We start from the raw sequence: 20,130 nt of genomic DNA, 5'->3' as shown, positions 1-20,130 counted from the left end.
ACGGCAAGAGCTTGTCAAAACGTTCATTGCAATGAGGTAAGCAGCTGGCGAATGTTTTTGGAAAACTCAAAGCGAGAGAGAACACGAGTGCAGCCTAAGGCTTCAGCTTGTGCCTTGAGGTCAGTGTGGATATGAGGCAGAAAAGCCAAAGTCGGCACAGCGGGAAACTTCTCCCGAAATGCGCGTAGTAATGCAAGATTGCCAGAACTAAGGTCAAAGACAGCAAGCGTCGGTGTTGTGTCTGCGGGCAGTGCATCGGGCGAGCTAACAAACATGAGCTCCGCATCACTGCCTTGCATGGCAACACGCACTTGACTTTGGAAAAGCAAATCCGTGATGAAAAGTGCAATCTTGGGCATAATGAAAGTGTTGATGCCCAAAAATACAGAATCACTTCAAATCTCACTTCCTGTGCGTCAGACTGGAGCACACGGCAATAGTGGAATACCTAGCGCAGTAAGCCTTACCAAAAAGATGCAGCTAAGCAGTGCGGCTTTCTGATGAGCACTTAGCTAGGCTTACGAGTTGCCGCAGCTGGCTTTACTGGTGCAAGTTTAAGCGGAAGAGCTGTAGGCTTCGGCGATGGCTGCGGTTGCATTACAGATATGTTCTTCCTTCGGCGTTTCCACCAAAGCACAAGGCCTGTAACAGAGAGAATCGCAGGTGTAAAACCGCCAAGCGAGTAGATGATTTTTACGAATATGCCACCAAACTGCCCAAAGTGAATAGAACGCAGCATCATATCAGCTTTCTCACTAAAACTGGCAGTGCGGATGTCCTGCACCTTTAGCACTGTGCCATCTTGCTTAAAATTCACATAGCTGCTGAGTTCATTGTAGAAAGGGTTTGAGGAGGTAGCATATCCCAAGACACGAATGGGGGCTTTTTCATTCTGTGGCAAAATGAGACTTTTAGGTTCAAAGTCTGAGATGAGTCCTCTGGCAACATTCATCAGCGAATCAGTGGAGAGCGAAAGCACAATAGGCTGAGACTTTTGCTCTGATGAGCGTGCTACAAATTGTCTTTGCCACCACTCAGGGTCAAAGATGTAAAGCATCATATAGAACCCAGTAATAGACATCACAAGGCAGAACAAAACGGAGGCTGAGCCAATGAGTAAATGAAAATCATGCGAAGCGACTTTTGTGCCTGCTTTCCAGCGAATAGGTTTCGTGTAGACACTGAAAAGCGACTTGCGCTGAATCCAAAGTCCTGTGAGCGAAAGTCCAATGAAGCAAAAACCAACGAGCGCCACAATGCCATCGCCGAAAGGACGCATAAGTAGCGTAAAGTGCAACCGCAAAAGCCAATTGGTGAGACGTGAGTGCACTTCAATTTGTCCAGTAACTTTACCCGTGTATGGGTTGAGGTATGTGTAAAGCCGTTCTTTGCCAAGTTGCATCACGGCGGTGTAGGCTTTCTTGGGCGAGTCACTTTTTGTAAGACGCAAGACTTTTGCGTCAGGATATTGCTGGTATAGTGCAGATAGCAAAGCATCAAATGATTTTGGCTCACCTTCTGGCACAATAAAGGCTTGCTCACGATAAATCAATTCGTTAAGTTCATCAGAGAAAACAATGAGTGAGCCTGTCAGGCCGATTACAATCATAAAGGTGCCTGCGAAAACCCCAAGCCAAGAGTGGAGCGAAAAAACTTTGGCAGTAAGCCCCTTCATCAAATTTTTCTTCATAGTTTACGGAGATGATTGGTGTTGCACGGAAAAAAGACAGGGGCTCTAATGCAGAGAGTGCATCAGAGCGCCCTCGTCGTAGTATGCTCAGAAAGAACACAGCATAGCAACTTCAACAAGTGAAAGAACAGACATCACACTAAAAAGAACAGCGTCTATAACAACAGCAACAGAACGGAGGACAAAAGAACAGAAAGAACAAACCGGAGAGACTAATTCAGCCGTGCCTGTGCAGCCTCGCAGAGCTGACGCTGTGCGAGCATAAAAGCAGCCCCGCGCGCCAGTTCTTGAAGCTGATGAATTTCGTGGAGATAGAAAGCGGCCTTAATAGAGGCACGCTCAAACGACAAGATGAGCTTGCGGCGGTAGAGATAGCTGTGATTCATCTGCTCGCACTTGGCAAAATCTACTGTGTTTAGACTGTCGCAGAATGTCTCAAAGCCCTGCATCGTAAATTCCAAGATGACATTGCCAAACTCCAAGTGAATCGTGCCGCAATCTTTGCAGAAAAAAATAGCGCCATGCTCCGTCTCAAATAGGCACACTGCGTGTTGATGCATATTTAGACGCTCCTTTCTCTACGGTTTTGCTTCAATGCCAAGTTCTTCACGGATTTGCATGCACCATTGCTTGATGCGTTTGTCGGTGAGGTTACTTTGGTTCTCGAAGTCAAGAACAAGTCCCCAAAAGTGTTTGTCGTCATAGAGTCCTTTTGAAGACTCGAACTGGTAGCCATCACGGGGCCAAAGCCCAAAGACCTGTGCGCCACGCGAGACGACGGCGTCAGCAATCACGCCGATAGAATCCACGAAGTATTGCGAGTAGCCAACTTGGTCGCCCAGCGCAACGAAGCCGACATACTTGTCCGTAAAATCAAGCGACTCGAGCTGTGGCATAAAATCTTCCCAGTCAGCCTGCATCTCTCCATCATACCAAGTCGGCGCAGCAAGAATGAGGATACTGTATTGCGCCATATCGTCCGCCGTCGCATGCTTGACATTGTAGAGATCGACAAGGTCTGCACCCAACTCTTGCTGGATTTTCTGAGCAACAAGCTCCGTGTTGCCCGTCTGCGTCCCGTAGAAAAGCCCGATGTAACCCATAGTGTGATAAATTTTTTTAATTAGACTAAGTCTATTTAAGAGTAAAAATTGAATTTTCCAAGAGTGACTTAGTGCCTTAAAAGGGGCGTGCTAATTCAATGAAAAACCATAGAAAAAGTGCTGGCTACACTGATATAGGTGGCATTCCGAAATGTTTGACCCAGACGATTTACTACGCCATGCAAGATCATTTGGCGGCACTTGGTTTGCAGCGTAGGAGGAGCGGCAGCACTGGTTTTTTGTCAGCACACTTCGGAGCAACGCAAGATAGAGCAAAACGCCGCTGCCACCCACTACGCTAAGTGCAAACGCTACGAGCATAAGAAATAGCCGCAACTGCTCAATCACTTTCAAGACGTCCTCAACAGCTTGCATATTACCTTGCGCCAACCTGCACTGCATGAAAATGCTGCTCAATGAGAGAGCGAATTTCAGCACGAACATCACTTGGTTTTCTGCCCTGCTTGAAACTTTCTTCATCCAGTTTGAACAAAGCTGCAGCCAGTTTGCCATCGCCATCTTTTTCCTTGAAAGCAATGTCGCGCTGCTGTGCATAGATATCGTTCCAGACAGCCAATACTTCACGCCAGAACGGTCGGTGTTTGTCCCACCATTCTTTTGCAGGGTTGCCCATCGTGGCATCCTCAACGCGCTTATACATATTCAGCCCTTTCTCTGCTACCAGCACGGTGTCAGGTGCACCCGCTGTGCGAACGATTTTGAGGTTATCTTGTTCGTGCAGAAAACCGTAGTCTGTGAGAATATGCCGGTTGCGACGGCGAAGCACATTGTAATCGCTGCGCTTCGTGTATTCGCGGCGCGGGAGCGGCGCATCAGCTTCCGATTCCCAGTAATGCTTCCCGTCGACATGAACCCATGTGCCAATGCCTTCATAGCGCGGACTGTCATCGACCGAGTAAACCTTCTGCACCCACCTGCCTTTTGCTTCTTCAGGTGAGAGTTTCCGATATCGCCAAGTAAGATTGTGGTCAAAAGAGTAGAGATCTGTGCATTCATAAATCCAATCTTCGCGCCAGTGCTTAATGATGGATTTTTCGCCTTTGGAATCTTCTACAATTAAGAGATGAAGGAGCGAGATTTTGTTATCTGTCTCTTCATCAATCACGATGCATTCTAAGCCGCTGGCGCGATACGGCTCTTTGAGCTTGTAGTCGGGGTCTTCAGCGAAGGTTTCTGCATAGCGAAAATCTACAAAGTATGTGCCCGCCATCGCTTTGATGGCTTGTTTGTCTTGTTCTTTTTTGCTCATTGCGGCAGCATCTTTAGCTTTCGCTAAGTCAGATTTTGACGCAGGTTTCTTTGCTTGCGCAAAAAGTGAACCAGCAAAAATGAGTAGCATTGAAAAGACGGTTAAGCGTTTCATAGCGTAACGATGTTTGAAGTTGACGAGTTAGAACCAAAATTCAAAGAGACGACAATGGAAATGGGACGAGTGAAGCAAACCGCTTTTCTCCAAAACAGCGCTGACCTTGTCCAAGCCCAAGAAGGCAAGTTGCCCATCGAGAAGGTTCGCTCGCTGGAGGTCGAGTTTGTGGTTGACACAGGTGCTGCATACATCTGCCTGCCGAAGCGAATGATTGAAGCGCTTGGACTGGTAAAGCAAAAAGAGAAAGATGTGCGCACGGCAAACGGGATTGTGAAGCGCAGCATTTTCAGCCCCGTAAACATCAAGATTTTTGACCGCGACGCGAATCTCGACGTGATGGAACTTCCCGATGATGGCACGCCGCCCCTGCTGGGCTACCTTGCGCTGGAAGCGATGGATTTGCTCATTGATGCCAAAGAACAGAAAGTAATTCCCAATCCTGCCAACGAAGGAAAATGGGTGATTGACTGCCTCTGATGCTTCTACTTCACGCGCCGCGAACCATCGGGCTGAAAGACATAGCGGAAGGTATAGACCCTTGCGCGGTCTCTGAACCCGTCAGGATTTTGTGGCGCACCAAGGTAGTAGCTCAGAATTTGCAGTTTGGCGAATCGCCCGTCTGCCGTGCGAATCCCCAGAACGACACCCGGAATCGGCGAAATCACGTTGGTGGCTTGGTTGTAGTTATACCACGCACGGTCGCTGCCAACGGGAATTGCAAGACTTGCTGCCGAAGAGTCCACGCGCCAACCTGTTTCAGGTAGTTCTGCAAGCGCATTGAAATCGGTGCCTGTTAGAACGATTGCACCACCACGACCAAAGCGAATGGGACCGCCATTGATGATGACTGTCGTGGCGCGAAAGGCAATATCCCAGCGAGTGGTGGCTGAATCGGAGTTGGGCACAATGGAGCTATCTCGCAGCGAAAAGAAGGTAAATCTGCCCGTGTTGGCGGTATCGGCTTGTAAATTGCGCACAATGCGCACAGGCAGTTCCGCTGGCTGACTGGGACTGGTTCCACCGCTGCCTGAACCACCACAAGAGACCAGCGCAGCTGAGAATGCAGCAAACCCTATCAATCGGAAAATGTTGAACTTCATAGTTCCTACTGAGTTTAGATTCGTTTCAAGATTTTCGTTTGTAATTTCCTTTCGCAAAAACGAGAGACGGGTCAGCAAGCCCCTCTGCAAGAAGCCCCTTTGCGTTTAGCCAATCCGCGATGCGGGTTCTTTGCACGTTTTTGCGTTTCAGCGGAGCGCGCCCTGCACGCGCGCTTCGCTTTTTGTTTTGTGCGTCGCTTAACTCACGGTTGCTGATTCTTTTGCAAGTTTAGATTCCCTCAGTTCTGGACTTTCAGCTTTAAGCGTTTGACCTTTGCCTTCTTTGAGCCATCGCCACGAGACCACATTCAAAAGCACGCTCACAACCAAAACCAGAGAGAGCAAATTCATTTGCGACATATCGGGCTTTTCAAACTCACGAATGAGGTGCGAAGCGTGGGCAAGTGTGTAGAGAACGCTCACGCCAAAGTGTGCCACACGAAACCACTGCACTTCAAAGAAGAGCAGAAATGTAACTGCCATCATTGGCGCAATCTGAAAGACGAAGCGAACGAGCCAAATCGTTGGCGGAAATTCACCCGTTGCGTTTGGGCGTTTGAGGTCAATGCCGTAGAAAATGCCGCTCACGTGATAGTCGAAGTGGAGCATCATGCCCACGACCATCAAGAGCCACAGGAGCGAGAGTTGAATGCGGCAAGTTGAAATCGCATTTGTCATTGTGATTGTCGTTTTGAGTTGTTAGCTATTGCTGCAAGAGATGTTTGGCAATCTGCTTAGACCTCACCCCTAACCCCTCTCCTTGCAAAGGAGAGGAGAACGATTCCGACCAGAGTCGGAATCGGGGGTGAGGCATGCCAACTGCATTAGAAACTCTCCCAACGCACGCCCACGAACCAAATTCGTCCGGGCAAGAAGGGCGTGTAGAACGGGTCAGTTTGATTGAAGATGTTGTCTACGCCTATCTGCGCGCTAAAGCCCGCCCAGAGTTTTTGGTTTATCGTGATGTCCCAAATCGCGTAGCCGGGCGCGTATTCGCTATCGTCGTCTAAAATCAAGTTCCCGTTGCGGTCTTGGAAACCATAGCGCGAGCGAATCACGCCGCGAAGGAACGCGCTGAGTCCCATCTCTTCGTTTTCGTAGAGCAGTTTCACATTCAAGAGATGGTTCGAGCGACCAAAGAGACCGCCATACTGTGATTCAGTAATCGGAACGAAAACGGGATTCAAGACATCGCCTGCGGTGCGACCGATTCTGCCTGCGCGAATTTTCTCGAGCACGCCTTCGTCTTTGGCATTGACGAATTGATAACCCGCCGAAAGCGTGAGACTTGGAAACAGTTTCACGGCGAGTTCTGTCTCAATGCCTTCGGTAAAGACGCGGTTGAGATTGAAGTAGGTGAAGATGTTTCCACCGCCCGTGCGCACTGCAATAGGCTGCGTGTCAATTAAGTCGCGCACGTTGTTGCGAAAGACGTTGATCTTGAACGAAAGGAATTTTGCGGGCGACATATCTGCGCCCACATTGAAGGCAAGTGAGCTTTCGGCGCGAATTGGCTCTAATTGACTGGGGTCAAGCAAGATGCCCTGAATCAAACCCTGCTCTTGCAAACGTCGAAACGACTCGCGCACGTTGGTTGAGCCAAAGACGCTGTAACCCGCTGCGGCATTGGTGAAGTCCAAGTAAAGTTGTTGGAATGTGGGCGCTTTGAACCCGCTGCCAACGGAGGCGCGAATGGAAAGCCATTCGGTTGCCTTGTAGAGCGCGGCGATGCGCGGCGAGAGTTGCGAGCCGAAATCGCTGTTTCTATCGAAGCGAAAACTGGCGGTAAGATTGAGCCAAGAAAACGGAATGAATTCGTTTTGCGCATAGAGGTAGGCAGTGTTCATTGCGCGAGAGCCGCCTGCGATTCTATCGGCGGCGACGCCTTCATCAATGTAGCCTGCGCCAATGGTGAGAATGTTACTGACGCCTATCACCCAATCGGTTTGCGACTCAATTTTTAGCATTCGTTGATCAAATGCGCCTGAGAAAAAGACGCTACCGTCGTCGCGGAATGTATTGGTGAAGCGATTGTCGTAGCGCGAGCCATAGAGGCGCAGACTGGTTTTCACGAAGGGCGAAAATTTGTGCGTGAAGTTTGCCGAAGCGTTCCAATCGAGAAGCGATTCTTTGGAATCAACAAGACGCATGCCTGACTGTGCAATGCCACGCTGCGACTCTACAAGCCAGCGCACTGCAAGCGCAAGCGTCGTAGCGTCACTGAATTTGTAGCAGAGTTTCGGGTTGAGTGTGTAGTTGTAAAATTCAGGCGTAGTGCGGCTTTCGGTTTCGGGCGTAAGGTCGTAACCGCTTGAACTATTGCGATTGATGATGAGCGAGGCAGAAAGATTGCCCGTTGAGCCTTCCAGAATCGCGCTAAGGTCTGCAGCGTCGAACGTGCCATATCTCGTGTTCAGCTTTGCTTTGAACGGCTCTTCGGCTTGTTTGGTGATGATGTTGATGACGCCGCCCAGCGCTTCGCTGCCAAAGAGCGAAGACGATGGACCTTTGACAATTTCAATGCGCTCGATGTTGGCGACTGTAAAGCGTGTAAGTTCCAGCGTGCCAGCGGTGCGTCCAATGACAGGTTCGCCGTCAATGAGAATGAGCGTGTAAGCGGGTGAAAAGCCTTGCATTTGCACGCCCGTGCCATGGTCATGCATAATCACCAGTCCCGTTTGTTCCTCAAGGACTTCGCTCAGACGCATCGCGCCTTGTTGCTCAATGCGTTTTTTTGAAATCACCGTTACGGGCAGCGCCACATCCTCCAACTCTTTCTCTGAGCGCGTTGCCGTGACGACCACTTCTTTGGCACTGTGCGTGTTCAGCGAGTCTATTGCCAAAGAATCAGGCTGAGCTTGTGCAGCTGCAGAAACTGCGCAAGCAAGTATCACGCAAATGCTACAAGATGCCCATAGACTAATATGCTGCATAACCTTTCTGGATATCTTTGTGCACTGCACGCAAAGCCGATGCAAGCTGCACAATGTTTTCACTTATTTAGACTTAGTCTACTTTAATAAAAAAGTTAATTCTCTCCAAATCGCTTGCCTAAGCGTAGTCAAAGCTCACAGATGAGGGAGCAAAAACTTTGAAGGTGGATATGCAAGCATTAGATTCCTTTTCTTCTGGAGGGCTAAACGATGAGCAATGGGTCTTCACTTCTGCCGCACTGGCAAAAAGAGGCTGAGCGTTTTCACCAGAAAGTTGCGCTTCTTGAGCGTCGCCTAAGCCACCCTGCGATTCACGATGCAAGGGTTGCAATGAAGAAATTGCGTAGCTATGCAAGGTTGGCAGATAAAGTGATGCATACATCACTGAGGGTCTCGGTTGCGCCGTTTGCCACACTCTATCGCACAGCCGGTGCATGCCGCGATGCCTACAATGCAACTCAGTTGCTCCAAACATTCAGCCGACAGTTGGAGTATCGATTCCCACTGTTTGAAGCGTATCTGAAGATTGCGCTGCAAGCAAGCGCGCGATACCTACGCAAAATGTTTGCGCTTCTACCTATTTCGGAAAATGAGTGGCTACTGCTGGCTGAGCCACAAGGCTTAGGCAAGATGCTTTCGGCGCAGACGGTGCAGGCCATGCAAGATGAAGTGCAAGCGCTATGGGAAAACGTGAAAATGCCCGCCTCGAGCCGTGATGCTGAGGCTTTGCACGAATTGCGCAAGGAGCTAAAGCGGCTTTTCTACTGGTTGGAAGTGGTGCCTGTGTCTCAGACCTTTGCGTTCCGTCATCACAGAGAATTAGAAGACCTAAATTCACTGCTTGGCAAGTGGCATGACCTCTACCAACTTGAAAGACGGGTGCGCACTTTTCGAGAAGAGCTTTTAGGCAAAGGCACAAATGAGCGACGCCAGCTCAAATTGCTCCTAAAAGAAATTGAGCAGCGTAAGCGAAAGCGATATGAGGCAATGTGTGAGAAACTCTCATTCTTGCTAAAAGCGTATCCGAAGTAGTGCGCATGCAATGCGTAAAATCGCGGCACGGCAATGCCCCATCAGAGAACACACTACGCTTTGCTCACGCCTAAGATGAAGATTTGGGCGGCTCTTTGGTAGGAATCACCATACCGTTGATGCGTAGTTCATACCGCTCTTCTGCAGCATTCGCAAATACATCCATAATTTCTTCTTCTGACATGCCGTGCGCATACAAAAATTCCATATAGCGGAAAAGCCCAAAGTCTGCAAGCATAGCGGCAGGAATCGCCTCGCTCGGCAAGCCATAGCTCTGGCAGTGCTGCTCAGCTTGCAAGAGCCAGTTGCGGATAAATGTGTCGTCTTCGCCGCGCTGACGGAAAAAATCGGCAATTGTCTGCTGCACGCGTTCCATCGTGGGATTGGGAGTTTCAGCAAGACGGCGTTCCATATCGGCAGAAATGCGAGCAAGCTCAATGAAGGCATCTTCGTCCAGATACTTCATGAGCAGCTCAATGACTTTTTCAGTTCGGTCGTTTCTCTCGGTCATAGTTGGCTCCGTTAAGATGATAAACTGCACAAAAACTCTGGTAAGAGAAAGCAAAAAGTGTAGGTATGCCCAGCGCTACTCAATCACGGTAAAGGTAACAGGAGCGCTACGCCGGCCATCCACAATCGCTTCTAAGCGATGCCGTCCTGTGCGTATAGGCCAGAGCCACTCTGGCTTTTCAGCGTTGCTTTCGCCCAGCTTTTCGCCGTCTAAAATCCACTCAATTGTGTGTGCCCCATTCGGCACAAGCGCTCTGAAAACGATGGCTTGAAAATTGGCACGCAGGTCTTTGTCGCGTGCAAACATCATGTCTGAGACAGGGTAGGCGATTTTGGGTTCGTGCGGCGCTGCATCTTGCGCCAAATGAAGCGAGTCATCAAGCAAGGAGAACATGCGGGGAGGAAGGGGTCTATGCTGTGCCGCTGCCCACGCACGATATTCAGGCGGATAATCTTCAAACACCGTTTCGCGAACAAATTCTCGGGGCGTGTGCGGCGTGGCCAGTGCGCCGTTGCGGGTGTCAATTCTAAAAAGGCGGTGAATGGTGCATCGCCGTTTAGGCAAGTGGTCAAAGATGAATTTTTCCTCTATTGCACTGGGACAATGCTCACACACAAGGTCGCCAGAAAGTGGGCACACTTTGCGCACCTTGATGGTCGCAGGCATATCAAACTCAGCCTTCTGAAAGCCTTGCCTGTCAGGATAAGTTTTGAAAAGGTGCATCATAATATCCCGCATGATAGGACCAGCGCCATCGACGCCAGACACATTCTGCATGGGCGAACCGTCAAAGTTGCCGACCCAAACGCCAACGGTAAAGTCTTCCGTTGCGCCAAAGGTCCAGTTATCGCGAAAGTCCTTTGTCGTGCCTGTTTTGCAAAGCGTCGCAAAGGGGAAGCGCAAGACGGAATTAGCGCCAAAGGCAGGTCGGCGTGCTGCATTGTCGCTAAGAATATCAGCCACAAGGTAACTGACCTCGGGCGAGAGGTATCGCTTTTCGCTGGGCTGAGCAGGCGCAAGATAAATGGTGTCGCCATTGGGTTGGACAAGGCGCATGACCCATCGCTCGGGCAGAAACCGACCGCCACGCACAAAAATCGAATAAGCCCGCACCATCTCAAGCAGCCGAACCTCGCTGCTGCCTAAGGTCAGCCCTAAGCCGTAATGCGTAGGGTCAGAAGTCAGCGTGGTAAAACCAAGCGATTTAAGTAGGGCATAGAAATTTTCCACGCCGACATACTCCAAAACCTTCACTGCGGTAACATTGTAAGAACAAGCCAACGCTTGGCGCAGACGCACAGGACCGTGAAATTTTTTGTCAAAGTTTTGCGGAAAGAAGGTTTCAGGAACGCCGTCGGGGTTCTGAGGCGCCTCAATGGGAAATGAAAGTGGCAAATCGGGCAAAAGGGTGGAAGCCGTCATTCCCTTCTCAAGCGCCAATGCGTAGGCAAACGGCTTCAAGGCAGACCCGGGCTGGCGAGCTGCCAATGCGCCGTTGTAAGCCCCATTAATCTCCTTGTTGAAATAGTCGGCTGAACCAACCATTGCAAGAATATCACCCGTGTGATTATCCATCACGATAGCCGCCGCATTGGTAACGTGGTGAAAGCGCAAGCGTCGAAGGTGGTCGCGCACATATCGCTCGCAGGCTTCTTGCAGCGGCAAATCTAATGTGGTGTAGACGGCAGCAGGACGCGGTGCAGAAGGCACCATGCCACGCATTAGAAGCGCATCCACAAAGTGGGGAGCAAGAAACGCACGCTTGGCACAAGCAAGCTGACCAGCTGGCTCAAAGAGAGGTTGCTCGAGCGCATCATGCAGCTCTTTTTCGCTAATGAAGCCTAAGGCGAACAGTCGGCGCAAAACTTCTTCTTGCCGCTTTCGGGCTGTCGCAAAGGAGTGAAAGGGATTGTAGCGCGAAGGCGACTGTGGCAAGCCTGCAAGCAATGCGGCTTCAGCAAGCGTGAGTTGAGAAGGCGGCTTTTGAAAATATCGCTCCGATGCTGCAGCAACCCCAAAGGTTTGGTTGCCAAAAGGCGCACGGTTAAGATACTCCTCTAAAATGTCGTCCTTTGAAAGATAGAGTTCCATCCGAAGAGCAAAAAGCACAACCCAGAGTTTATCGAGCAAACTGCGCTCTGCGCGCAAAATCAAGCGGGCTGTCTGTTGCGTGATGGTGCTTGCGCCAGAGACGACGCGCAGTGCAGTAAGATTTTGCCACGCTGCACGTAGCAGCGCGCCGAAATCAATGCCGATGTGCGAGTAGAAATTTTTGTCTTCAATAGCGATAAACGCTTGGGGAAGATAGGGCGGCAACTCTCTAAGTGAGACGCGCTGCACCACGCTAGATTCATCACTGAGGACTTCCCGCAAAAGAAGTCCGTTGCGGTCATAGATGCGAATGGAGGGTTGAAGCGTCTGCGCAAGCTCATGCTTTGAGAGCGGCAAAAGCACATACAGCACAGGCAGCGCCAGAGGAATCATCAACAGCACATAGATGCGTCGCATGCTTCGCTTGGAGTTGAGTTAGAAAGCCATGGCGCTGCCTTCTGTGCAAGCTATGCGCCGATATACTGCACAAAGTGGAACATTCCCAAAAACTTCATAATCATATTCGAGACATCTTGTTGCGAGAGCACGACATACTCGCCACGGTCAATGACTTCGGAGAACTCATGCTTACGCTGCTCATACTCAGAGCGGTCTAAGCAAGTCTTAAAGCTCACGGCTTTTTCCATCAGGAGCAGCCACTTGAGATAGCCGTGCGTTTTAAGGAAGTATTCGCCGAGACGAATCTTTTGCACCTCGGGCAGCTTATCGCTTTCGTGCCCGATGCGCTTGACAGTGCTTTCGCTCATTCGGCGCCGTGCTTCTTTGGAGTTAATTTCAATGACAGCAACAAGCGCATAAATCTGGCGCTGTGCTAAAAACTTCTGAAAGTGCTTGGCTTGCTCGAGTGTGCGCGGGTAGCCAACCATAATGAACGGACGGCTGTAGTATTCATCGCTGGTGTGGCGCTTGTCGTAAAACTCATGCAAAGCCCAGTCAGCGACCTTGTTGCGAAGGGGGTCGGGCAAATAGACGCTATTTTGCAAACACTCGGCAATAATTCGCCGCTCTTCGTCATTTTCAGGCGGATACTTTGTAACCCACTCAGAGAAAGCAAACTTCGGCAAGTTCAGCTCTTCGCTCATAACTTGCGCTTGCGTGTGCCGACCTGAATAAGGCATTCCCTCAATGATGATACAGGTATTGGCGCTGGGTGGCAAGTTCTTAAACTCCTCAACGGAAAGAAAATTGGGCAAATCAAGCCAATCTTTTGGCGGAAAACGAAAGTTGCTCATAGCGATACCTCCTTTGCGATAAAGTCAGAAGGAAAACGGTGCAATTTATCACTTCGCTGCAAACTTTCCACCTCACCCCCGACCCCTCTCCTTTGTAAGGAGAGGGGAGGAGCGGTGTCCCTTTCCTTTGCGAGGAGAGGGACATTCTGACGCGGTCAGGACAGGATGAGCATACTTCCAGCCCCTTTCCTGTGTAAGGAGAGGGGAGGGGCGCTGCCGCAGGCACTTTTTGCCTCTCTTTTACTTGACTCCTTGCTTGATGAGTGATTCAGCAATCCACTTGACAGTTTGCAAGTGTTGCAAGTGCTTTGCTACGTTTCGCTTGCCTGACAAAACAAATTCCCAAAACCAAATAGCCCCAAATATGAAAAGACTGGCTTTACTGCTGGCATGTTTGTGTCTGCTCTCAGGCGCAGAGTGCCTGTTTGCGCAAAGCACCAGACAGCCTTCGGTGAGAGAAATCCTAAACCCTGACGGCACGCTGCGCTTAGATAGGGACGGCGGATACAGCCTTGAAGGGTTTTCGTTGCAGCTGGATGCACAGGGTCGACCGATGGTGAAGCCGAAGGCAGAGGCGGAGACGCAAAGCGGCACAGGCAGTTGGGGCACAGGCTCGGCAAACGGGGTCAATAGCACGGTCAATGCCCTTGCGGCGTATGGGGGCAGCCTCTTTGTAGGCGGCGTCTTCACAGTCGCTAATGTCACTATCCCCTCTGCTTCCATTGCCCGATGGACTATCCCCTCTACTGCTAATGCTTTGAAGTGGAGGTGGTTTGCCGAGGGGGTATGAGTTGAGGCAGAATTATCCGAATCCGTTCAATCCGCGGACGGTGATTGGGTATGCAGTGCCAGTGTCGGGAGAGGTGAGTTGACGGGTGTATGATGTGTTGGGTCGGGAGGTGGCGGTGTTGGTGGCAGCTCGTCAGGAGGCGGGGCGGTATGAGGTGATGTTTGATGGGAGTGGGTTGCCGAGTGGCGTGTATTTTTACACGCTGCGAGCAGGGCGGTTTGCAGAGACCAAGAAAATGATATTAGCAAAGTAACGAAATCAAGGAAATGAGCTCAGGGGGGCGATTCTACCCCCTTTTTATTTTATCTTAGCGGGCAGAATAGAGTGCGCAAGATGGTGGGTGAGCGCGCTCGGTTCTTGCTAGCAACGGCATTTTTCGATGAACAAACGGCAAGTTGCAGAATGAACACCGAACAGATAAAAGCCGCAATTTCAGCGGAGACGGACAAGATTTTTGATGAAGTGGTGGCACTTCGGCGTGAGTTTCATCGCTATCCAGAGCTGGCTTACGAGGAAGTGCGCACGGCAGGCATTGTAGCGGAGTATTTGGAAGGGTTGGGGCTTGAAGTGCAGCGTGGCGTAGCTAAAACAGGCGTAGTGGCGCATCTCAACGGGGCAGCGGCAAACGGCAGTTCCAAAGTTGTGGCGCTACGTGCGGACCTTGATGCGTTGCCCATGCCTGAGGAAACGACGCATGCCTTTCGCTCAGCCATTGAGGGACGAATGCATGCCTGTGGGCACGATGCTCATACCGCAACCTTATTGGGGGCAGCCAAAGTGCTCTCATCCCTTCGAGCGCATCTTCAAGGCACGGTGAAGTTTATTTTTCAGCCATCAGAGGAAAAAATTCCGGGCGGTGCAAAGCCAATGCTGGAAGCAGGGATCTTCAAAGACCGCACACCTGACGCTGTGTTTGGGCAACACTGCATGCCACAAGTGCCCGTTGGAAAAGTGGGTTTCTACGCAGGCGCCATGATGGCTGCAGCCGATGAGCTATACATCACCGTGAAAGGCAGAGGTGGACATGGTTCAGCGCCACACCGCACCAGCGACCCGATTGTGGCAGCGGTGCAAATTGTCACCTCGCTGCAAACGATTGTCAGTCGCAATATGCCGCCTGCTGCGCCCGTTGTGGTGAGCATCACCGCGATTCACGGCGGCAGCGCCACGAACATCATTCCAAACGAAGTGCACATGATGGGCACCTTGCGCACAATGGACGAAACGGTGCGAGAACTGGCACACACGCGCCTAAAAGACATCGTGCACTTTACGGGCAAGGCAATGGGCGTAGAAGCTGAAATTGAAATTCGCAAAGGGTATCCAGTGCTCATCAACGACAAAGCGATGACGGAGTTTGCCTTCAAAGCGGCGCAAGAATACTTGGGTGAAGAACATGCTGTGCATGCTGAGCCAGTTATGGGCGCAGAAGATTTTGCTTACTTCCTGCAAGTCTGTCCGGGCACATTTTGGCAATTAGGCGTGGGCAATGCGGCGCGTGGCATTGTGCACAACATTCACTCCACGCAGTTTGACATTGACGAAGAAGCCCTGCGCGTGGGCACAGGCTTTATGAGCTATCTGGCTTGGAAATTTCTTTCTTCGACGATGTCGTGAAAAAACCGCTGCCGCCTTACACCCTGTCGGCGCTTTGTCCTCCAAACTATGAGCACCGCTATTTTGAGAACTGGAAAGCCCACCGCTTTAACCCAGATGCCACCACATTTGACCTGTGTAATGCGTGGTGGCTGGCTGAAGCAGCACTGCTGGCTTACGCCGATACCGCCTTTGTTCAAAAGGTGTTTGACGAAGCGGACCTACACGAGACAGGTGCAAAAATCAAACCCTTCCACAAGCAAAGTATCTGGTGCTATGTGGCTTACACGGAACAAACCATTCTGGTTGCTTTTCGTGGCACAGAGCTGCAAAGCTTTTGGGACAGCGTGCAAGACTTGATGACAGACTTTGACTTCTTTCTTGTAAGCGACGGGGCAGGTGCAAAAGTGCATCGTGGCTTTCGTGATGCGGTAGAAAGCATCTGGGACGAACTGGCGGCCTACCTTGCGGAGCTGTCGGCACAGCGTCCGCGCCGACTGTGGCTCACGGGACATAGTCTCGGGGCAGCGTTGGCGACAATTGCAGCAGATAAACTGGCACGCTGCTCTCCGCTGGTGGTGCACGGACTGTACACTTTCGGCTCCCCACGCGTAGGGGACTTGCGCTTTCTGCATCGCTTTTTGTTACATCCCTTTGCGCAGAATACGTTTCGCGTGGTGCTGGGCGCCGATGTGGTTACACGAGTGCCACCTGTGCGCTGGTTTCGGCATATTGGCAAGCTCTGCTTTATCAATGAGCGTGATGAACTGCAAACGGCGCTGCCACGCTACCCATCGCAAAAGATGCACTTGCGCCAGCAATGGAGAAGGCTGCTGAGAGCGCTCACACCCCTTAGTTTGAAAAAAATTTCCGAATTTAGCGAGCTGCAAATTGTGCCAGACTTTTTGGCTGACCATGCACCGATTTGCTATGCGATTCGTGTCTGGAACTGTTATGTGCAATCGCTTCACCAAACTCGGCGCACTGGCGCAATATCAACCGCATACTCGGTATGAAAAAAATCGCACTCATTACTGGCGCAGCGGGCAACTTGGGTGTCGCTGTTGTCCGAAAATTTCTTGCCGAAGGGTATCACATTGTCGCCACGCTTGAGCCCGGCATTGATAATTCAGCCTTTTTGGCAGCCTTTCCAAGCGTGGAGACCGAAACCGTCGATGTAACGCTCGAAGAGCCAATGCGCGGGCTGGTGCAGCGCATCGTGCAGCAGCATCAGCGCCTTGATGCGGGCATTTTTCTGGTTGGTGGCTTTGCGATGGGAAGCCTTGCAGAGACAGACGATAAAGCGCTGGACAAAATGATTCGGCTGAATTTCAAATCTGCCTTCTTTTCCGCAAAGCCCGTCTTTGCGCAAATGATACAGCAAGGCTTTGGCAATCTGGTGTTCATTGGGGCGCGTGCAGGTTTAGATTTGAAAAGTGGCGGCTATGCAGTGGCCTACGGATTCTCCAAATCGCTGGTCTTTCGATTAGCCGAATTGCTCAATGCAGAGGGTAATGCAAGAGGGGTGAGCGCATCGGTCATTGTGCCCAGCATCATTGACACGCCGCAAAATCGTGCGGCTATGCCCAACGCCGACTACAAGTCGTGGATAAAACCCGAAGAACTGGCTGATGCAATTTACTTTACCTGCTCCACTGTAGGCTCTAAGCTGCGTGATACTGTCCTAAAAATCTACCACGATGCCTAACTGGTAGAAGGTGCACTATGCTAACTTTTCCAGACGCGCATCTAACTCGGCTTCGGATTGAATGAGCACTTGACGCGGCTTGCTGCCATCGGGCGGACCAACGATACCGTATTGCTCCAATTGATCCATAATGCGTGCGGCACGTCCGAACCCCAACTTAAGGCGCCGCTGCAGAAGTGACACACTGCCTTGCTGATGACGCACCACCAGCCGAGCCGCTTCAGCAAACATCTTATCAAGCTCACCAGTGCTCTCCTCGTCATCATCGTCCCAACCCACTTGGCTTTTCCCGTTCCCTGAGGCTTTCATATCAGGTGCAGGCAAGAGATAAGCCATACTGGGGCCTTTCTGCGAGGCGATAAACGCCGTGAGCGCTTCTACTTCTTCGGTTGTAACCAGTGCATTCTGCAAGCGAATAGGTTTAGGCTGCGAGGCGGGCAAATAAAGCATATCGCCGTTGCCTAAGAGTTGCTCTGCGCCAACTGTATCTAAAATCGTGCGAGAGTCAACTTTGCTAGCGACTTGATACGCAATGCGTGCAGGGAAATTGGCTTTGATAACGCCTGTAATTACATCGACTGATGGACGCTGCGTAGCCACAACCAGATGAATGCCAACTGCGCGCGCCAGTTGTGCCAGACGAGCAATCGGCTCTTCTACCTCACGCCCTGCGGTAATCATCATATCAGCCAGCTCATCAATCACCACCACGATGAAAGGCAACGCCTCCTGCGGAAACTTTTCATTGTAGGCTTGCAAATTTCGCACGCCTGCTTTAGCCAAGCGTTCATACCGATTGTCCATTTCCTTTTCAACTGATTTGAGCGCATAGACCGCTTTGCTGGTGTCAGTAATGATTTGCTCTTCCAAATCTTGGAACTTGACCAAAAAGTGGTCTTTAAGGCACTGATATGGAAAAAGCTCCACGCGCTTGGGGTCAATCAAAAGGAACTTTACTTGCTCAGGTGAGCAAAAGTAAAGCAAGCTAGTAAGAAGGGTATTAATGCCCACAGATTTACCTGAACCCGTTGCACCCGCAACCAAAAGGTGAGGCATTTTGCAAAGGTCATCAATAAAAATTTCATTGGCAATCGTTTTGCCAAGCGCAATAGGCAACTTGAACTTGGAGTGTTTGAACTTCTCGCTATTGAGAAGCGACTTAATGCGCACAATGCGTGGCTTATGGTTGGGAATCTCAACGCCCACAGCGTTTTTGCCCGGAATAGGTGCAATGATGCGAATGCCGCGTGCCGCCATAGCCATTGCAAGGTCATCTTGAAGTGCCACAATGCGGCTAACCTTGACATCAGGCGCAAGCTCCAGCTCAAAGAGCGTCACGCGTGGGCCAACTGTAGCCTCAATGCGCGTGATTTCAATTTTGTAAATGCGCAGTTTCTCTAAGAGCCGACGCTTGTGCTCCTCAAGCTCCTCGAGCGAGACAGGGTCTTGCTCTGGTTCAGGGTCAAGCAGCAAGTCAATAGATGGAAATTGGTAAGTGAATTTTTCCTTTGTCTCCACTTCAAGCGGACGGTCATCTAAGTTTGCAGGGACTTCTTCAGGCGCTTGAATTAAAGTTATCTCTGGTTCAAGGGGAGCGGCAGAGTGATGAGTGAAAGCAGGGTCAGTGGCATCGTTAGGGGAAGCAAGGCTGCCTCTTTTCTGGCCTAAATAGTAGTCTTGCAAAATGTCATCAATGCTATCGTCGGACTGAGTCAAGAGCGCCGTAGCCCAGTTGGTAGAGGTTTTAACCGCAGACGCTTCGAAGGCTTCTTTGTCGCTCTCTCTGAGTATGTCTCCGAGTGGTAGAGAAGTATCGGCGCAGCTTTCTTCACGAAGCACGGGCGGCTCGAGTGAAAGAGCAGTGGGTGCGGAGTGTTGAGGAGAAGTCTCTGATAGAGACGGCATAGGCTCTGAGGTGTTTTTGACAATGAGCGGCAGGTCACTTGTAGAAGACGGCAGCGCAACGGATGCAGCAGAAGTGTGTTCAGTCGAAGCTGCAGTCTCTGAAGCAAATTGAGCCGATGAGGTGGACATTGGAACGCTGAGCTGCGACAAGGCGTCGGAGAGGTGAGGTGTTGGAGCGGGTGCTTCAGTGTCAGTGATTGGAGAAGATTCAGCCGTGCTGGCTGCACGGTCGCACTCAGCGCCTGCTTCACTGGATTCAGCCGCCTGCTGAGCTTGTCGCATAGCGGCTCGGGCTTTGTGCCACTCCTTAAATCGCATCTGTGCTTCGCTGGCTTTGTTGCGGAATAGGTAAAGCAAGCGGTCGGTTGTTTTCTGCAAATCAAGGTCAATGCAGAGCACAAGTGTAATGCCGAGCAAAGCAAGGAGAATCACCCACGCCCCAAAAGTGCCAACGCTGGTCGAGAGCACTGTAGCGATAAATCGCCCAATAGCACCCGACATCACTTGGCTGAACGAGAAGTGAGTCAAGCCAAAGAGAGAGGCTAAGAGTGTAGAAAACAGCACAGCATAAATTGTAACGGTCAGTGCTTTGTCAGGCGCACGTCGGCGAAAAAGCGACCAGCCCCAAAACCCAACTGCCAGCACCAGAATTGCAGTCGGATAGCCTAACACGGTGCACACCAGTGCGCCAGAGAGCTTGGCACCCAAGAAACCTAGTGGGTTTCGCACTTTTGAAGCGGCAAGTCGCCCCACTTCGGTGAAGATCTCAAAGAGCGAGACGTTTTCAATGACAGAATCATCGTCAGGCGAGTAAGCGACAAGAGCAATGAGCAAAAGCAGTGAGAGAAGCATCAGTGCGGCGCCAAGCAGCTCAGACTGGCGTGCCGAGAGTGCAGAGAGAAAAGCTAGTTTGGCTTGCTTCGCTTTGCGTTTAGACTTTGACTGGCTGACTGAAGAAGACTCTCTTTCCGAAGTTGGCATCACAAGTTACAGTTTAGGCGTTTGAAAAACGATGCGGTAAGTGCTGCCTA

The 20,130-nt window shown here is 50.8% G+C and carries 19 protein-coding genes; 7 read left to right on the top strand and 12 right to left on the bottom strand.

Annotated features, from left to right (window positions below):
• Nucleotides 1-23: 23 nt before the first annotated feature.
• The 5 genes from NZM05_01375 to NZM05_01355 form a co-directional block, all read right to left on the bottom strand.
• A complete protein-coding gene (locus tag NZM05_01375) occupies nt 24-359 on the bottom strand; it encodes a hypothetical protein (GenBank protein MCS7012269.1) in 336 nt (111 codons plus the stop codon).
• A 149-nt stretch (nt 360-508) separates the two neighbouring features.
• Nucleotides 509-1,690, bottom strand: a complete 1,182-nt coding sequence (locus NZM05_01370) for a PepSY domain-containing protein (GenBank protein ID MCS7012268.1) — start codon at nt 1,688-1,690, stop codon at nt 509-511.
• 212 nt (nt 1,691-1,902) lie between these two features.
• Nucleotides 1,903-2,250, bottom strand: coding sequence for a hypothetical protein (locus NZM05_01365; GenBank protein MCS7012267.1), 348 nt, complete (start codon nt 2,248-2,250; stop codon nt 1,903-1,905).
• Nucleotides 2,251-2,268: 18 nt separating this feature from the next.
• The gene (locus NZM05_01360) at nt 2,269-2,793 is read right to left on the bottom strand and encodes a flavodoxin (protein ID MCS7012266.1); all 525 of its coding nucleotides are present in this window, start codon (nt 2,791-2,793) and stop codon (nt 2,269-2,271) included.
• Nucleotides 2,794-3,169: 376 nt separating this feature from the next.
• Complete coding sequence (locus NZM05_01355; protein MCS7012265.1) at nt 3,170-4,177, bottom strand: hypothetical protein; 1,008 nt, start codon at nt 4,175-4,177, stop codon at nt 3,170-3,172.
• A gap of 9 nt (nt 4,178-4,186) precedes the next feature.
• Between NZM05_01355 and NZM05_01350 the strand changes: the two genes are divergently transcribed.
• Nucleotides 4,187-4,657, top strand: a complete 471-nt coding sequence (locus NZM05_01350; protein MCS7012264.1) for a retroviral-like aspartic protease family protein — start codon at nt 4,187-4,189, stop codon at nt 4,655-4,657.
• Between the two features lie 5 nt (nt 4,658-4,662).
• Here NZM05_01350 and NZM05_01345 read toward each other — a convergent pair whose 3' ends face one another.
• The 3 genes from NZM05_01345 to NZM05_01335 form a co-directional block, all read right to left on the bottom strand.
• Nucleotides 4,663-5,280, bottom strand: a complete 618-nt coding sequence (locus tag NZM05_01345) for an HmuY family protein (GenBank protein ID MCS7012263.1) — start codon at nt 5,278-5,280, stop codon at nt 4,663-4,665.
• A 198-nt stretch (nt 5,281-5,478) separates the two neighbouring features.
• On the bottom strand, nt 5,479-5,958 hold the full coding sequence (locus tag NZM05_01340; GenBank protein ID MCS7012262.1) for a hypothetical protein: 480 nt from the start codon (nt 5,956-5,958) through the stop codon (nt 5,479-5,481).
• 146 nt (nt 5,959-6,104) lie between these two features.
• Nucleotides 6,105-8,123 (bottom strand): TonB-dependent receptor, encoded by a 2,019-nt coding sequence (locus tag NZM05_01335; protein MCS7012261.1) that lies wholly within the window; start codon nt 8,121-8,123, stop codon nt 6,105-6,107.
• Nucleotides 8,124-8,423: 300 nt separating this feature from the next.
• On the opposite strand from NZM05_01335, the gene NZM05_01330 reads away from it, so the two are divergent.
• Nucleotides 8,424-9,245, top strand: coding sequence for a CHAD domain-containing protein (locus NZM05_01330; GenBank protein MCS7012260.1), 822 nt, complete (start codon nt 8,424-8,426; stop codon nt 9,243-9,245).
• A gap of 70 nt (nt 9,246-9,315) precedes the next feature.
• Here the strand turns inward: NZM05_01330 and NZM05_01325 are convergent, their stop codons facing one another.
• The 3 genes from NZM05_01325 to NZM05_01315 form a co-directional block, all read right to left on the bottom strand.
• Nucleotides 9,316-9,756: a hypothetical protein gene (locus NZM05_01325; protein MCS7012259.1), complete on the bottom strand. Its 441-nt coding sequence runs from the start codon at nt 9,754-9,756 to the stop codon at nt 9,316-9,318.
• A gap of 75 nt (nt 9,757-9,831) precedes the next feature.
• Entirely contained in the window at nt 9,832-12,264 is a 2,433-nt protein-coding gene (gene pbpC / locus NZM05_01320) for a penicillin-binding protein 1C (GenBank protein ID MCS7012258.1), read from the bottom strand.
• Nucleotides 12,265-12,314: 50 nt separating this feature from the next.
• Nucleotides 12,315-13,100, bottom strand: coding sequence for a nucleoside monophosphate kinase (locus NZM05_01315; GenBank protein MCS7012257.1), 786 nt, complete (start codon nt 13,098-13,100; stop codon nt 12,315-12,317).
• A gap of 364 nt (nt 13,101-13,464) precedes the next feature.
• On the opposite strand from NZM05_01315, the gene NZM05_01310 reads away from it, so the two are divergent.
• The 5 genes from NZM05_01310 to NZM05_01290 all read left to right on the top strand — a co-directional run bounded on the left by NZM05_01310 (nt 13,465) and on the right by NZM05_01290 (nt 17,194).
• A complete protein-coding gene (locus NZM05_01310) occupies nt 13,465-13,890 on the top strand; it encodes a hypothetical protein (GenBank protein MCS7012256.1) in 426 nt (141 codons plus the stop codon).
• 94 nt (nt 13,891-13,984) lie between these two features.
• The gene (locus NZM05_01305) at nt 13,985-14,143 is read left to right on the top strand and encodes a T9SS type A sorting domain-containing protein (GenBank protein ID MCS7012255.1); all 159 of its coding nucleotides are present in this window, start codon (nt 13,985-13,987) and stop codon (nt 14,141-14,143) included.
• Nucleotides 14,144-14,292: 149 nt separating this feature from the next.
• A complete protein-coding gene (locus NZM05_01300) occupies nt 14,293-15,507 on the top strand; it encodes a M20 family metallopeptidase (protein ID MCS7012254.1) in 1,215 nt (404 codons plus the stop codon).
• The gene (locus NZM05_01295) at nt 15,477-16,502 is read left to right on the top strand and encodes a lipase family protein (protein MCS7012253.1); all 1,026 of its coding nucleotides are present in this window, start codon (nt 15,477-15,479) and stop codon (nt 16,500-16,502) included. The genes NZM05_01300 and NZM05_01295 overlap by 31 nt, the downstream gene beginning before the upstream one ends.
• Nucleotides 16,499-17,194 (top strand): SDR family NAD(P)-dependent oxidoreductase, encoded by a 696-nt coding sequence (locus NZM05_01290; protein MCS7012252.1) that lies wholly within the window; start codon nt 16,499-16,501, stop codon nt 17,192-17,194. The genes NZM05_01295 and NZM05_01290 overlap by 4 nt, the downstream gene beginning before the upstream one ends.
• A gap of 15 nt (nt 17,195-17,209) precedes the next feature.
• Here NZM05_01290 and NZM05_01285 read toward each other — a convergent pair whose 3' ends face one another.
• Nucleotides 17,210-20,080: a DNA translocase FtsK gene (locus tag NZM05_01285; protein ID MCS7012251.1), complete on the bottom strand. Its 2,871-nt coding sequence runs from the start codon at nt 20,078-20,080 to the stop codon at nt 17,210-17,212.
• Nucleotides 20,081-20,130 lie beyond the last annotated feature (50 nt).

The organism is Chloroherpetonaceae bacterium (genome assembly GCA_025056565.1).
Classification (GTDB): Bacteria; Bacteroidota; Chlorobiia; order Chlorobiales; family Thermochlorobacteraceae; genus Thermochlorobacter.
This window is presented reverse-complemented; position numbering and strand designations above follow the sequence as displayed.

What these genes read in the sequence shown, in the direction of transcription:
- NZM05_01285 (MCS7012251.1), bottom strand. Translation starts at nt 20,080, where the DNA reads ATGCCAACTTCGGAAAGAGAGTCTTCTTCAGTCAGCCAGTCAAAGTCT.
- NZM05_01330 (MCS7012260.1), top strand. Translation starts at nt 8,424, where the DNA reads ATGAGCAATGGGTCTTCACTTCTGCCGCACTGGCAAAAAGAGGCTGAG.
- NZM05_01325 (MCS7012259.1), bottom strand. Translation starts at nt 9,756, where the DNA reads ATGACCGAGAGAAACGACCGAACTGAAAAAGTCATTGAGCTGCTCATG.
- NZM05_01365 (MCS7012267.1), bottom strand. Translation starts at nt 2,250, where the DNA reads ATGCATCAACACGCAGTGTGCCTATTTGAGACGGAGCATGGCGCTATT.
- NZM05_01355 (MCS7012265.1), bottom strand. Translation starts at nt 4,177, where the DNA reads ATGAAACGCTTAACCGTCTTTTCAATGCTACTCATTTTTGCTGGTTCA.
- NZM05_01375 (MCS7012269.1), bottom strand. Translation starts at nt 359, where the DNA reads ATGCCCAAGATTGCACTTTTCATCACGGATTTGCTTTTCCAAAGTCAA.
- NZM05_01360 (MCS7012266.1), bottom strand. Translation starts at nt 2,793, where the DNA reads ATGGGTTACATCGGGCTTTTCTACGGGACGCAGACGGGCAACACGGAG.
- pbpC (MCS7012258.1), bottom strand. Translation starts at nt 12,264, where the DNA reads ATGCGACGCATCTATGTGCTGTTGATGATTCCTCTGGCGCTGCCTGTG.
- NZM05_01350 (MCS7012264.1), top strand. Translation starts at nt 4,187, where the DNA reads ATGTTTGAAGTTGACGAGTTAGAACCAAAATTCAAAGAGACGACAATG.
- NZM05_01310 (MCS7012256.1), top strand. Translation starts at nt 13,465, where the DNA reads ATGAAAAGACTGGCTTTACTGCTGGCATGTTTGTGTCTGCTCTCAGGC.
- NZM05_01315 (MCS7012257.1), bottom strand. Translation starts at nt 13,100, where the DNA reads ATGAGCAACTTTCGTTTTCCGCCAAAAGATTGGCTTGATTTGCCCAAT.
- NZM05_01370 (MCS7012268.1), bottom strand. Translation starts at nt 1,690, where the DNA reads ATGAAGAAAAATTTGATGAAGGGGCTTACTGCCAAAGTTTTTTCGCTC.
- NZM05_01300 (MCS7012254.1), top strand. Translation starts at nt 14,293, where the DNA reads ATGAACACCGAACAGATAAAAGCCGCAATTTCAGCGGAGACGGACAAG.
- NZM05_01345 (MCS7012263.1), bottom strand. Translation starts at nt 5,280, where the DNA reads ATGAAGTTCAACATTTTCCGATTGATAGGGTTTGCTGCATTCTCAGCT.
- NZM05_01340 (MCS7012262.1), bottom strand. Translation starts at nt 5,958, where the DNA reads ATGACAAATGCGATTTCAACTTGCCGCATTCAACTCTCGCTCCTGTGG.
- NZM05_01290 (MCS7012252.1), top strand. Translation starts at nt 16,499, where the DNA reads ATGAAAAAAATCGCACTCATTACTGGCGCAGCGGGCAACTTGGGTGTC.